The organism is Flavobacterium sp. P21 (genome assembly GCF_050632225.1).
GTDB lineage: Bacteria > Bacteroidota > Bacteroidia > Flavobacteriales > Flavobacteriaceae > Flavobacterium.
Genome location: NZ_CP192585.1, coordinates 4,108,871 through 4,124,550, shown reverse-complemented (window position 1 = coordinate 4,124,550; position 15,680 = coordinate 4,108,871). Strand labels below are relative to the sequence as shown.

General features: G+C 34.5%; 6 protein-coding genes and 3 pseudogenes. All 9 read left to right on the top strand.

Annotated elements, in window-relative coordinates:
* Positions 1-72: 72 nt before the first annotated feature.
* The 9 genes and pseudogenes from ACQ9BO_RS20665 to chiA all read left to right on the top strand — a co-directional run bounded on the left by ACQ9BO_RS20665 (position 73) and on the right by chiA (position 15,533).
* Positions 73-1,094 (top strand): annotated as a pseudogene (locus ACQ9BO_RS20665) (glycosyl hydrolase family 18 protein).
* Positions 1,095-1,454: 360 nt separating this feature from the next.
* Entirely contained in the window at positions 1,455-2,351 is an 897-nt protein-coding gene (locus tag ACQ9BO_RS20660; RefSeq protein WP_431242278.1) for a carboxypeptidase-like regulatory domain-containing protein, read from the top strand.
* 275 nt (positions 2,352-2,626) lie between these two features.
* A complete protein-coding gene (locus ACQ9BO_RS20655) occupies positions 2,627-4,486 on the top strand; it encodes a TonB-dependent receptor domain-containing protein (RefSeq protein ID WP_431242277.1) in 1,860 nt (619 codons plus the stop codon).
* Between the two features lie 11 nt (positions 4,487-4,497).
* Positions 4,498-5,793 (top strand): SusD/RagB family nutrient-binding outer membrane lipoprotein, encoded by a 1,296-nt coding sequence (locus tag ACQ9BO_RS20650; protein ID WP_431242276.1) that lies wholly within the window; start codon positions 4,498-4,500, stop codon positions 5,791-5,793.
* Positions 5,774-6,079: a SusD/RagB family nutrient-binding outer membrane lipoprotein gene (locus ACQ9BO_RS20645; protein ID WP_431242275.1), complete on the top strand. Its 306-nt coding sequence runs from the start codon at positions 5,774-5,776 to the stop codon at positions 6,077-6,079. Before ACQ9BO_RS20650 ends, ACQ9BO_RS20645 begins: the two co-directional genes overlap by 20 nt.
* 117 nt (positions 6,080-6,196) lie before the next feature.
* A pseudogene (gene nagB / locus ACQ9BO_RS20640) lies at positions 6,197-8,135 on the top strand (glucosamine-6-phosphate deaminase).
* 136 nt (positions 8,136-8,271) lie between these two features.
* Entirely contained in the window at positions 8,272-8,565 is a 294-nt protein-coding gene (locus ACQ9BO_RS20635; RefSeq protein ID WP_431242274.1) for a hypothetical protein, read from the top strand.
* 16 nt (positions 8,566-8,581) lie between these two features.
* Positions 8,582-10,339: a beta-N-acetylhexosaminidase gene (locus tag ACQ9BO_RS20630; RefSeq protein WP_431242273.1), complete on the top strand. Its 1,758-nt coding sequence runs from the start codon at positions 8,582-8,584 to the stop codon at positions 10,337-10,339.
* A gap of 456 nt (positions 10,340-10,795) precedes the next feature.
* Positions 10,796-15,533: pseudogene (chiA, locus tag ACQ9BO_RS20625) on the top strand (T9SS-translocated chitinase ChiA).
* The last annotated feature ends 147 nt before the right edge of the window (positions 15,534-15,680 follow it).

Genomic DNA, 15,680 nt, shown 5'->3' with positions numbered 1-15,680 from the left:
ATAGAGTTATGCCTAATAAGGTATTATTTCAATCTAATTAAAATTAAAAACAATCTGTTTAAATTAAAAATTATGATCAATAATAAAGCCTTATTAGGCATTCTTTTCTTTATAATTTCGCTAGCATCAGTTTATGGCTGTACTTCTCAAAAGGAATCAGATGATGATAAACAACCAAAAACAGCTAGAGTTGTTGGTTATTTATCTTCAGATAACATTAATAAAATGACTTCAATTCAGTTTTGCAAATTAACACATCTAAATGTTGCCTTTGCAAATCCTGATAGAGACGGAAATATCATTTTTTCAGGTGATATTGATGCTCTTATTAAATATGCTAAATCTGTTAATCCTAATATTATTGTTAGTATTTCTTTAGGAGGAGGCGTCATTTCAGCAGAACAGACTTCAAATTGGTCTCGGTTAATTGATAAGCCAGAAAACAGGCCAGCTTTAATTCAAAATATAATAAATTTTGTAGAACTCCATAATTTAGATGGCGTTGATGTTGATCTCGAATGGGATGCAGTAACAACAGGCTATAGCGGATTTGTTATAGAATTGAAAAAAACCTTGCGGAACATAAAAAATTAATGACAGCCGCATTGCCAAATAATACTCGTTTTGAAAACATCAGCAATGCGGCTTTAAATGCATTCGATTTTTTAAATATTATGGCTTATAACAGCACTGGACCTTGGACACCAAATAATCCTGGTCAGCACAGTTCTTTTGATTTTGCTAAAAGCGGAATTGAATTTTGGCACAAGGAACAAAATGTTCCCAACGAAAAGTTGACACTTGGCGTGCCTTTTTATGGCTATAATTTCACCTATTCTAATGTTACAAGTTCTACTTACGGCCAAATTGTTGAGGCAGGAAAACAATTTGCAGATCTTGATGAATTAGGAAAGATATATTATAATGGAAGACCAACTATTCTGAAAAAAGTAGAATATGCGGCTCAAAATACGGGCGGAATTATGATTTGGGAACTTTCTCAAGATTCTTTTCGCGAATATTCTTTATTAGATGTTATTCATAAAAAGTTCAGTAGTTTAAAAATTAAAACTACAAGTCTTTGTAATAACTAAATCTACACGCAACACTATTTTTTTGGATAATCTGTAAAATAAAAAAAAACAGTACAAAACTTAAAATTTTGTTAAAGCAAAGATCTTGAAAAAGATTTTAGGCTGATTTTTTGATTTAAGTTATTGTTTTTTAAACAGTTGTAAAATTTTTGTATTTTTTATCAAATAAGCTAATATGTTGAATATAATGCTGTCGATTACTTAAAATACAGAGATATTTTAGTTTGAAAACGTTTTCGCAAAACGCATTATTGAATGTTTTATGTCGTTTGTTTAAAGTTTTGAGTTGTTTGTATAATTTATTTTTTTTAACAATGCCTTAAGAATAATTTTACGTCATAACTAACAAAATAAATAAACATGAAAAAAATTTTCTTAATCTTTATGATTGTTTTTACGGCGCAAGTTTCGCTTGCTCAGGTAAAAAATGTTAAAGGTGTGATTACAGGCTCTGACGGAATGCCGTTGCCAGGGGCATCTGTTTTAGTGCAGGGAAGTCAAAAGGGAGCTACTACCGATTTTGACGGATTGTACACAATCGAAGCACAAAAAGGACAAACATTAGTTTTTAGCTATGTAGGTCTTGAAACACAAAGTATAGTAGTTGGTGATGCTACTACTATTAACGTAAAAATGGTGAGTGGAGCTTCAAATGCTTTAAGTGAAGTTGTTGTAACTTCTTTAGGTATTAAGAAAACTAGAAAATCATTGACTTATGCGGCTCAGGAACTTAAAGGAGATGAGTTAGTACGTGTAAAAGATGCTAACGTTATCAATACAATTGCTGGTAAAATTGCCGGTGTTGCTGTAACAAAAAGTTCAGGAGGTACTGGAGGTTCTACAAAAGTTCTTATTCGTGGTAACTCATCTGTTTCAAACAGCCAGCCTTTATACGTTATTGATGGTATCCCAATGTTGAATTCAGGTTCAGGTCAGCCAAACGATACTTTTGGTAGTTTATCTGGAGGTAACCGTGATGGAGGAGATGTTGTATCTCTTGTAAATCCTGATGATTATGAAGGAATGACAGTTCTTAAAGGTGCAACTGCATCTGTATTGTATGGTTCTCAAGGAGCAAATGGTGTTATTTTGCTTTCTTCTAAAAAAGCTAAAGAGGGTAAAGCTAACATTTCAGCTTCATCTGTAACTACTTTCGAAACTGCGGCTTATTTGCCTAAATTTCAAAGTGATTATATTGCTCATAGCTGGGTGCTGATGAATCATGGGGAGCTAAACAAAAATCAAGCGACTATGTAAAAGATTTCTTTAGTACAGGAACAACTCAAATTACTTCAGTTGGTTATTCTATCGGATCTGAGCGTTCTTCAACAGGTTTTTCTTATGCAAATACATCTGCAACAGGTGTTATTCCTGGAAACAGTTTAAAGAAAAACAACTTTGGTATTCGCCAAACTGCTAAATTCTTAAACGACAAATTAACTTTTGCGGCAAATGCAAATTATACTTCGCAAACTATTGCTAACAAACCTGTAAATGGTTTTTACTTCAACCCGCTTACTGGTGTTTATTTAATGCCAAGAGGAAATGACTTTAATGAATACAAAGAAAACTACGAAGTTTTTGATCCAACAAGAAATTTAATGGCGCAAAATTGGATGACAAATAGAGATATTATGCAAAATCCATATTGGGCAATCAACAGAAACAAATCGGAAGACAAAAACGATTATTTTAACGGAGCATTGTCTTTATCATACAAAGCAAATAACTGGTTGACAATAGCATCTCGTTATAGCTATAACAGAATCACGAGTTTATACGATAAAAAAATATTTGCTACAACACAAGGTACGCTGTCAAATATTAATGGTAGATACATCAGTGAGAATTCATTAAGTACACAACGTTATGCTGACTTAATCGCTACAATTAATACAAAAATCGGTTCTGATTTCAGTTTCAATGCAAACATTGGTACAAGTGTTACAAATACATTGACAAACCAGAAAACAATTTTAGATTCAGGAATTAGTTCAGGATTAACTTATGCTAACTGGTTTACATTAGCTAATTTTGTTAACAATGCTAATAATTACCAAACAATCGATTCTAGAAGAGAAGTACAATCAGTTTTTGTCGCTACAACTTTTGGATATAAAGATATGTTATTCTTAGATCTTGCAGGAAGAAACGACTGGTCATCTACATTAGCAAATACAGGAACATCAAGCTATTTTTATCCATCTGTAGGTGTAACTGCACTTATCAGTGAAATGGCTACAATGCCAGAGTGGATTAATTTTGGTAAAGTTCGTGGTACTTATGCACAAGTTGGTAATGATATTTATCCTTTCATTTCAACTCCAACATATTACTACAGACCAGGTTTTACAGATCCAAAACCTAGCGCAGGACCAAAAAATGGAACTACTTTGAAACCTGAGTTAAAATCAGAATTTGAGTTTGGTACTGAATGGAGAATGTTTAATAACAGATTAGGTTTTGAGGTTTCATATTATAACTCAGAAACAAAAAACCAATACTTACAAGTTGTTGCGCCAGTTGGAAATCAAGAAGGAGTTGACTTTTATGGATTTAATGCAGGAAGTATACAAAATAAAGGTTTAGAGCTTGTTTTGAATGCTGGAATCATCAGAGGAGATAAATTTTCTTGGGATACATCTATTAACTATTCTCACAATAAAAACGTAGTTAAAGAACTTCCTGATAATATCGGAAACAGAGTTAACTTAACAGAGGCTGGAGTAAACAGCTATAGATATGCTTTAATCGAAGGAAGACCTTATGGAGTTATTGAAGGTATTAACTTCAAGAAAGACGCACAAGGAAGAATTTTATTAAATGATGATGGAACTTTCCAAAAAACTGATTTTGAAGAAGTAGGAAATTCAAACCCTGATTTCATGTTAGGTTTCTCTAACTCATTCAAATATGGTGCATTCTTCGCAAATGTATTAATTGACGGACGTTTTGGTGGAGATGTAATGAGTTTGACAGAAGCTCAAAATGATTCATTTGGAGTTTCTAAAGCTTCTGGAGATGCTAGAAATGCAGGTGGTGTTGCTATCAATGCAGTTAAACCTGATGGAACAGCAGTTACATCAATGGACGCTAAATCTTACTATACACAAGTTGGTGGTAGAGCAGGGATTACAGGAGAATATGTTTATTCAGCAACAAACGTAAGTGTTAGAGAGGTTTCTATCGGATATAACTTTAACCCTAAAACATTACCTTTTATCAATACTGCAAGTATTTCATTAATTGCTAGAAACTTATTCTTTATCTACAAAGATGCTCCTTTTGATCCAAATATTGCATTAAGTACTGGCCAAGGTCTTCAAGGAGTTGATATTTATGGTTTACCATCTACTAGAAGTATCGGTCTTAATTTAAATGTAACTTTCTAAATTTAAAAAAAATGAAACTAAATAAAATAGCAAAAGCGACTATCTGTATCTCATTACTTACCGCAGTAGGTTGTACAGGTGATTTTGAAGAGATAAATACTAATCCAAATGGTTTTACACCAAAGGAGTTAGAACAAGATTTTAATAACATTAAAGGAGGTTTCGCTCCAATGTTCAACAATATACAAGTATTAACTCCAGAATGGGTTTATCAATTGCAACAAGGATTAAGTTGTGATATCTGGTCTGGATATATGGCAACCCCAACAGGATTTGCAGGAGGTATTAACAATACTACTTATTCATTAGTGGATGGTTGGAATGTTTTCAACTGGGATTATGCTTATAAATATGTAATGTTTAATGCATACGATATCGCTAATAAATCAAAAGGTAAATACGATCAGTTTTATGCACTTTCATTGATTTTGAAAGTTGAAGGAATGCACAGAGTTACGGATACTTGGGGGCCAATTATCTATTCTAAATTTGGTTCGCCTGAAACTACAATTCCTTACGATTCTCAAGAAGAAGTTTACAATCAAATGTTTAGTGAGTTAGATTTTGCTGTTACTGAATTAACAAAAAGAGTAGATGCTGGTGAGGCTTCAACTTTTACATCAACAGATTTATCTGCTTATGGTGGAGATTATAAAGCTTGGGTGAAATTTGCAAATACTTTACGTTTAAGACTTGCAATGCGTATCGTTAAAATTAATCCAGCTTTGGCTAAAACTCAAGCTGAAAAAGCAGTAGCTCAAAAATTCGGAGTATTTACAACAAATGCAGATTTATTTAAAATTGTATCTCCGGTTTATACAAACCCAATTGCTACAATCAGTGGTTCTTGGTTAGATATTCGTATGTCAGCTGACATGGAATCTATTTTAGGAGGTTATCAAGATCCTAGAACTGCAACTTACTTTGATACTTCAACTCAATTTCCTGGTCAATACAAAGGTGTTCGTACAGGTATTGCAATTAATGGTAAAGGAGATCACCAAGATTTTTCTGGAATAGGTGCTGTTGTTAGATCTAAAGAAATTGTTTTAATGACTACAGCTGAAGCTTATTTCTTAAGAGCTGAAGGTGCATTGAGAGGTTGGAATATGAATGGAACTGCTCAGAATTTATACGAAGCAGGAATTAAAGCTTCGTTTGATCAAAGAGGAGCGTCTGGCGCGAGCACTTACATTGCAGATAATACAAAAACTGCTATTGCTTATACAGATCCAAATTTCCCAGAAAATAATTCAGTCGCTGTAAATAATGTTACAGTTGCTTGGGATGCTTGCAGCAACAAATGAAGTTAAATTGCAAAAAATCATTACTCAAAAATGGATTGCAGGTTTCCCAGAGGGACAAGAAGCTTGGTCTGACTACAGAAGAACAGGTTATCCTAAACTTTTCCCAGTAATTAAAAATTATAGTGGAGGAACGATTAGCACTCAATTTGGTGTTCGAAGAATTAATTATGTTACATCTGAGAAAGCGACTAACGCTGGTGGTGTTGCTTCAGGAGTTGCAAAATTAGGAGGACCAGATAATGGAGGAACAAGAGTTTGGTGGGATACTACAGGTCCTAATTTCTAAGAAAATTTTAAGGTTAAAAGAATTTAAGTTTGGTTAGTAATTGAAAATGGTATAAGTAATGAGAGTTACTTATACCATTTTAAAAACCAAAATTGTACATACCAAAAAAAGAAAAAAATGAAAAGTGCTTTAGAAATAAAACCTGATATCAGTTATAAAAGCGCCGGTAAATTTGAAGAAACTAGATTTGAGAAAATTCATAATGAAATCTTCAAAAGTTCAGCCGAAGCATCAATAATTGTAGCGCAGGAAATCGCTCAGTTAATCAGATCTAAGCAAGAAAAAAATAAATCTTGTGTACTTGGTTTGGCAACAGGTTCTTCTCCTATAAAAGTATATGAGGAACTAGTGAGAATGCACAGAGAAGAAGGATTAAGCTTTAGCAATGTGATTACTTTTAATTTGGATGAATATTATCCAATGTCAAAAGAAAACAATCAGAGCTATCATTATTTCATGCATCAGCATCTTTTTAATCATATTGATATTAAACCTGAAAATGTTAATATTCCAGATGGTACAGTTGCAATTGATGAATTGAATCAATACTGTATCGATTATGAAATGAATATCAAACAGGCTGGAGGTCTTGATTTTCAGTTATTAGGAATTGGACGAACTGGTCACGTTGGTTTTAATGAACCAGGTTCACATGTTAATTCGGGAACACGCATTATTACTTTGGACCATATTACCAGAGTCGATGCATCGTCAGATTTTAATGGTATAGACAACGTTCCAAAACGCGCAATCACGATGGGAGTTTCAACCATTATGAGATCAAAACGTATTGTATTGATGGCATGGGGACAAAACAAGGCTGATATAATTAAAAGAACTGTTCAAGGTGATATTAGTTCAGAGGTTCCTGCTACATTTTTGCAGAATCATCCAAACGCTACTTTTGTTTTGGATCAGTCGGTCGCATCAGAATTGACTCGTTTCAAAACACCTTGGCTTGTTGGTGAATGTATTTGGACACAAGAATTAAAAAGCAAAGCGATTGTTTGGTTATGCCAAAAAACAAAACAGTCGATATTGAAATTGACAGACCGTGATTACAACAACAACGGAATGTCTGATCTTTTGGCACAAGAAGGTTCTGCTTATGATTTGAATATCAATATGTTCAATGTATTGCAAGCACACGATTACAGGATGGCCTGGAGGAAAACCAAATACAGATGATTCATTTCGTCCGGAAAGAGCAAATCCAGCCAAAAAAAGAGTTATTCTTTTCAGTCCACATCCAGATGATGACGTGATTTCAATGGGTGGAACTTTTTCAAAATTGATAAAACAAGGTCATGATGTGCATGTTGTGTATCAAACCTCAGGAAATATTGCCGTTACAGATGATGAAGCACTAAAATTTGCTGAAGTAGCTAGTGATTTTGTTGGAGAAGGCAAATCAGATATCAATTTCAAATCGGTAATTGATTTTCTAAACAATAAATCGGAAAACCAAATAGACTCTCTTGAAGTTCGAAAATTAAAAGGGCTTATTAGAAGAAGAGAATCTTATGGAGCAACAAGATATATTGGTTTGAAAGATGAAAATACACATTTCTTAGATCTTCCTTTTTATGAAACTGGGCAGGTTAAAAAGAATCCGCTTGGTCAAATAGACATTGATATCGTAAAAGATATTATTGCCAAAATTAAACCGCATCAAGTATTTGCGGCAGGAGATCTTGCTGATCCACACGGGACACACGAGGTTTGTTTGAATGCAATTTTCGCCGCAATGGGAGAACTAAAGTCAGAAAAATATATGGATGATTGCTGGTTATGGCTTTATAGAGGAGCTTGGCACGAATGGGATATCCATGAAATTGACATGGCAGTTCCGTTAAGTCCATCAGAAGTGTTATTGAAGCGTCATGCTATTTTGTACCACCAGTCTCAAAAAGACCGAGTTATGTTTCAAGGGAACGACTCTAGAGAATTCTGGGTTAGGGCAGAAGACCGAAATAAAAACACAGCAATTTTATATGATGAACTAGGTTTGGCAGAATATGAAGCAATTGAAGCCTTTAAACGCTTCGATTATTAGATTCAAAACCAAATCAATTACAGAATTCAGAATGATCTTATAGCGATTAGTGAGGTTCAATAGAAATCACTCTGAGTTTTGTTTCTATTATCAATTTATTGTTATCCCAGTGGTAACATTTTTCAAAAAGAATAAAATGAAATATTTATTAGTCTTACTATTTGCGGGTTTAACATCTAGTGCTCAAGTTCAAAAAGAGCAACTAAATTTAATGCCTTGGCCTCAAAGTGTTGTTTTAAATGATGGCAATTTTGCTTTAAACAAAAACTTTAAAGTAAATATTACTGGAAACCCAAATCCAAGAATTTTTGGAGGAGTTACTCGTTTTTTGCGTCGTTTAGATGGACGGACTGGTATGTTTTTCTCTCAAGGTTTTATTACAAAATTAAATGAGGTTCCGGCGAGCAGAACTTCAAATCAATTGCACTAAAAGTGGGAAAATTGGTTTGTATGAAGATGAAAGCTATCATTTAGATATCAAACAAAATAAGATTACAATAAACGCAACAAGCGATTTAGGAGCTTTGCATGGTCTTGAGACTTTATTGCAAATGTTGCAGAATAACAATACATCATTTTATTTTCCGAATTCGCAGATTTCTGATTTTCCTCGTTTCACATGGAGAGGATTGATGATTGATGCTTCAAGACATTTTCAGCCAATTGATGTTATTAAAAGAAATATCGATGGATTGGCGACAATGAAAATGAATGTTTTCCACTGGCATTTGGTTGATGATCAAGGATGGAGAATTGAAATGAAAAAACATCCAAAACTGATTGAAAAGGCTTCAGATGGATTGTATTATACACAAGAGGAAATTAGAAATATCGTAAAATATGCTGATGAGCGCGGTATTTTGATCGTTCCAGAAATAGATGTTCCGGGTCATGGTTCGTCAATACTTACTGCTTATCCAGAAATTGGTAGCAAAGTAATTACGGTGACTGGTGGAACTTCCGAAAAAAATATTCAAGGTACAGCAATCGCTACCTATGGAATTGAAAGAAATGCGGGTATTTTTTCACCAACATTAGATCCTTCAAACCCTAAAACATATCAGTTATTAAGTGAAATTTTTGATGAGGTTTGCCCATTATTCCCAGGTGCTTATTTTCATATTGGGGGAGATGAGAATGAAGGAAAAGACTGGGATGCAAACCCAAAAATTCAAGAATTCAAAAAGAAACACAATTTAGCCACAAACCACGAATTGCAGACTTATTTTACAATGCAATTGGCTCCAATGCTTAAAAAACATGGAAAACAATTAATGGGTTGGGAAGAAATTTTAACTAAAGATCTTTCGAAAGAAGCAATTGTTCATTCTTGGAGAGGAGCAAACGAAGGAATGGTAGCTGGACAATCTTTGGTTGATGCGGTGAAAAAAGGCTATAAAACAGTATTGTCAAATGGCTTTTATATTGATTTGATGTATCCAGTTGAAAGTCATTATTTGAATGATCCAATGCCAAAAGGAGCTAGTTTGACAGCTGAAGAAAAGGCAAGAATCTTAGGCGGTGAAGCAACCATGTGGACAGAACTTGTAACTCCTGAAACAATTGATTCAAGAGTTTGGCCAAGAACAGTCGCAATTGCAGAAAGACTTTGGTCAGCAGAAAATGTTGTTGATGTTGCAAATATGCGCAAACGTCTTGAGGTTGTTTCGTTCAGATTGGAGGAAGTTGGACTGACACATATTCGTAATAAAGGAGTAATCCTGAGAAATATTGCAAACAATCAAGATGTCAATATTTTGAATGAATTTTCAAATGTTTGCGAGCCTTTAAAAGGATATACAAGAAACAAGGGCGGAACAGAATATCAAATGTATTCTCCATTGACACTTTTTGCAGATGCATGTACGGCTGATGCTAAAGATGCAATCAGTTTTAATGAAGCGACAACACAATATGCAACGAATAAAACTCCAGAAAATAAAGCTAAAGTTGCCGCATTTTTAACAAAGTGGATTGCTTTGAATAACGGATTAAATGAATTAAGCGCAAATGCACCTTTAATACAACCCATTCTTCCTTTGGCTAAAAGATTAAGCGATGCGTCAGAACAAGTTTTGTTGTCTCTTGATAATAAATCGACTTTGAAAGCGGAAGATTTGAAGAAATTGATTGAAGATTGTAATACAAAAGATTTCGCCGATGTTGAGTTGGCAGTTTATGCAGGATTAAAGAAATTGATATAAAATTTGGTTTGAATTAGTATTTTTTTGAGTTTCCTCTATTGTTTAAAAAGGTTTGGTTGTCTCTGCCAGAACGATCTGGCAGAGGTAATTAAAATTTAGCTTGAATGATACTATTAAACCTTTCAAATAAAAAAATAACCACTAACTGAGTATTAACATTTAAAAAACCAAATAGAGAGAATAGCATAAAACATGACAAAAACGAGTATAGATTGATGATTAGTCCCCAAATTTATCATTTGTATTTAAGATTAATTTTTTAAAAATTATAAATAAATATCAATCACTACTATTGGCTTATGATTATGAAAAATCAGTAATAGTAATATTTATCTATAGAATTTAATTTGAGTTATTTCCAATCGACGCGACCTTCCAACCTGTGTTGAGCGAAACCAGCAGTAAAAACTGCTTTGGCCCAATTATTTATTTTCTATTAACCAATATCTATTAATTATGAAACATTATTACAGATTGCTCTTTTTGTTATTGTTTCCCTTGCTTGCGTTGGCCCAACCAGCCCACGGAAAAAAAGTAGTAGGGTATTATGCGCAATGGTCTATTTATGCCCGGGATTTCAACGTTCCGAAAATTGATGGAAGCAAGTTGACGCATTTAAATTATTCTTTTTATGGTACAACGTATGATCCGGCACATCCGGAGAATACAAAATTGAAATGTTTGGATACCTATGCTGATTTTGAGCATATGGAAGGCGGAATCCCTTGGGATGCTCCAGTAAAAGGAAACTTTTATGACTTAATGAAACTTAAGCAAAAGTATCCTCATTTAAAAGTTTTAATTTCTGTTGGAGGATGGACAAAAGGCCAAGATCTTTCGCCAATTGCGACAAGTCCGGTAGCAAGAGCCGCTTTAGCGACAGATATGGCAAATTTCATTGTTACTTATCCGTTCATTGATGGTTTCGACATTGATTGGGAATATCCCCTTTCAGGCGGAACTGATGGTACAGAAGTAGTGAATGGAGCGCCAGTTCCTGCACAAAAATACAGTCCTGATGATAATAAAAATTTAGTGCTTTTATTGAAAGCAATGCGTCAGGCAATGCCAAATAAGCTGATTACAATCGTCGCCGGAAACAATGTCCGCAAAGTGGCGCAAGCAATATTTAGGCCCAAACAACAGATCACAATACGGAATGACTGAAGATATTTCTACATATTGCGATTATATCACTTATTTTGGATATGATTTTGGAGGAAACTGGTATGATAAAACATGCTACAATGCGCCTTTATACGCAAGTGGAAATCCAAATGATCCATTGTATGGTGCTACGCAGTCAGAATCGTTAGATGAATTAACAAATCAATATTTAAACGTAATTGGTTTTCCTGCCAATAAATTAATTATGGGATTGCCTTTTTACGGAAAAAATTCGATCACGTTGTCGCTAACTCAACAAACGGGTTATTCGTTTCAGCTCCAAGAGATATAGTTGGAGGATGTACCAATCCGCAAAATCCTATCGGAACTTGGGATGGCTCTGGAGCGTGCGAACGTTCAGGAAGTATAGAAATTTGCGATTTAGTCGGAAATCCGGTTACAAATTCGCATCCTTATTTAGATCCAAATACAATGCAGGTAACTGCATCTGCAACAGCGGCAGGATGGGTAAGATATTTTGATAATACTACAAAAGTTCCTTATTTATATAATGCGACTACAAAAGAGTTTATTTCTTATGAAGATAAACAATCAATGGATTTAAAAGTTCAATATATAAAATCTAAAAACTTAGCCGGAGGAATGATTTGGGAATTATCTCAAGACACAAGAGGTTCAATTCCAAATTCATTATTAACTCAGGTTGATACTTCTTTTGGAAGCGTTGTTCCGGGAACAGTAAGTATTTCAGGTTCTGTAAAAAATGGATCGGCTTTAGTTACAGATGTTACCGTTGAATTACGAAATGCAAGTAATGTAGTAATTCAAACAATAGTTTCTGCTACAGGAAATTTCACATTCAACAGTTTAACTTCGGGACAAAATTATACAGTTTCAGCTTCAAAAGCGACTTATACATTTACTCCTGTTACTTTAACAAATGTTACAGTAAATCAAACAGCAGTTGTAATTAACGGAACACAACCAACTTACACAGTAAGCGGAACAGTTCTTAACGGAAGCACAGGAGTTTCTGGCGTAACAGTTTCTGCAGTTTCAGGAAGCACAACCTTAACAGCAGTTTCAAATGCAAGCGGGGTTTACAGCGTTGCAGGTTTAATAGCGGGATTAAATTATACAGTTACAGCGGCAAAATCTGGATTCTCTTACACGCCGGCTTCAACAGTTTATAATGCAATTAGTGCAAACCAAACATTGAATTTTGCGCAAGGAGCAACGAATTGTAAATTATACAGTAAGCGGAACTGTTTTAAACAACACAACTCCGGTTTCTGGTGTAACAGTTACGGCAACCTTTTCAGGCGGAAGTTATGCGGCGGTAACAAATGCAAGTGGTGCATATTCACTTAGTTTGCCTTCTGGCGGAAACTATACCTTAACTGCGGCTTTAACTGGACAAACATTTACACCAGCATCAACGGTTTATTCTAATTTGAATGCCAATAAAACATTGAACTTTACGCAAGATGTTGTTGTAAGTACAAATAAAATCAGCGGAACAGTTAAAAACGGAACAACTCCGGTTGCTGGTGCTAAAGTTGAAATAGTTTTACCTTGGACAGATAGCACGCATAATTGGAAAAGCGTTATTGCTGTAACAGATTCGCAAGGAAAATACAGTTTTGATAATTCTGTAATAGCAGGTTATACAACAGTTACAAGTTTGAAACTGAATACTTGGGAAAACGGAGAAGTAAATTATTATCCAAATAACTTGGCAAACTTTCCTGTTCCTGCAAACCCAACGGTTTATAACTTTAATACAAGTTCTACAGCAAAATCAGCATTGGCAGCGACCACAAACTTAATAAGTGGGTCAGTTAAAAACGGAACTACTCCAGTTTCTGGTGCCAAAGTCGAAATCGTTTTGCCTTGGACAGATAGCACGCATAACTGGAAAAGTGTTTTAGCAACAACAGATGCATCAGGAAATTACAGTTTTGATAATTCAGTTGTGGCAGGTTATACACAAATTTTAAGTTTGAAATTAAATACCTGGGAAAATGGTGAGGTAACTTATTATCCAAATAACTTAGCCAATTTTGCAGTTCCAACAACGCCAACGATTTATAATTTTAATAGACAAGCGGTGGTTGAGACTAAACCAGTAGTTGCTATTACAGCACCAACAGCTTCATCGATTGCTATAAACTTAGGATCATCGATTAATTTTGTGGCAAGTGTTGGATTAAGCGCTACAGATGCCACTACAATCTCATCGGTTGTATTTAGTTTAGACGGACAAACCATAAGCGCTACCAATTCTTCGGGAACGTACACTTCGGTTTGGACACCAGTAGCAAATCAGTTTGGAGTTTCTCATACATTAACTGTTACGGCTACTGCATCAAACGGAACAACAGATTCAAAAACATATAATTTTGCATTAACTTGTTCAGGTGCAAACTGTCCAAATACATTACCAACAATTACTTGGGTTTCACCATCGAATACTACTGTAACTCAAAGCACTTTTCAAGCTGTGCCAATTTCGGTTACTGCAGTTGATAGTGACGGATCAATTTCAGGCGTTACGATTACCATAAATGGAGGTACATTTAATATGACAGCAGGTACAAATAATAGTTATTCGTATAATTTCACACCATCTGCTTATCAGGATTATCCAGTTGTAATTAAAGCAACTGATAATAAAGCCGCTGTAACTACATTAAACAATACTATTAAAATTGCTCAAGTGAGCACTAATAGATTTATCCCGCTTCCGTCTAAAATTATTTTAGGGTATGCACATTCTTGGGAAAATACTTCTGCTCCATTTTTATATTTTTCTCAAATGGTGGGGAAAAAGTTTAACGTAGTGGATTATTCTTTCGTAGAAACCGTTAATCGTGATGGTTATACGCCAATATTAACTACAAATGACAATAGATATTTGACCAATGGTGTTTTCAATAAGCAATTGTTGAAAAATGATATCAAATCTTTAAGAGATAGTGGCGTTCCCGTTATTGTCTCTATCGGAGGTCAAAATGGCCATGTTGTTTTGGACAATGTAACTCAGAAAAATATTTTTGTTAATGGCCTAAAAGCGATTATTGATGAGTATCAATTTGATGGAGTTGATATTGATTTTGAAGGTGGATCTATGAATTTTAGCGCAGGAGGTTTAAGAGATATTTCTTATGCGGGTATTTCTGCTTATCCAAGACTGAAAAACGTAGTTGATGCTTTCAAAGAATTAAAAGCGTACTACGGCCCTGGATTTTTATTAACTGCCGCTCCAGAAACTCAATATGTACAAGGAGGATATACTACTTATACGGATACTTTTGGTTCTTTCCTTCCAATCATTCAAAACTTGCGTAATGAATTGGATTTGTTAGCAGTGCAATTATATAATACAGGAGGAGAAAACGGATTAGATGGCCAGTATTATGGAACAGCTAAGAAATCAAACATGGTAACAGCTCTAACTGATATGGTAATAAAAGGATATAATATTGCTACAACAGGAATGCATTTTGATGGTTTGCCAGCTTCAAAAGTTCTTATTGCTTTGCCGGCTTGTCCAAGCGCCGCAGGGAGCGGTTATTTAACGCCTACAGAAGGAATTAATGCGATGCATTATTTAAGAACTGGAACCACTTTTACAGGAAGAACATATACCATGCAACCAGGCGGACCATATCCTTCTTTAAGAGGTTTAATGACTTGGTCTGTAAACTGGGACGCTTCTTCTTGTGGAAATTCATCTGAATTATCGAATGCTTATGCGGCATATTTCGCATCACAATCAGCGGCAAAAACTTTAGCTCTTGGCGATATTTCAGTGAAAAATGGCAATACGGTAACTTACTTTAAAAATGATGCTTTATCGGTTACAAATGAAGTAGAAGAAATTGCTCAGGTTGATGTATTTAACACAATTGGGCAGACTATTGTAAGTCATAAGAATATTCAAAACAACAAAGAAATATTGCTTTATAATCAAAGTTTTTCAACTAAACAATTGTTTATAGTTGTTGTGACAGATAAGTCAGGAAACAAAAAATCATATAAAGTAATGAACTTTTTAAACTAGAATAAAATGGTTGAAAATTTAGAAATAAAAAATTGGGACGGTTAAAATTGAGTTTGGTTATTTATTTTTTAATCTAATTTTTATTTCGAAATAGTGTTCAAATTCGGGTGATTTGTTATTTGGTTTTCTCCCGAAGGCGACATTATA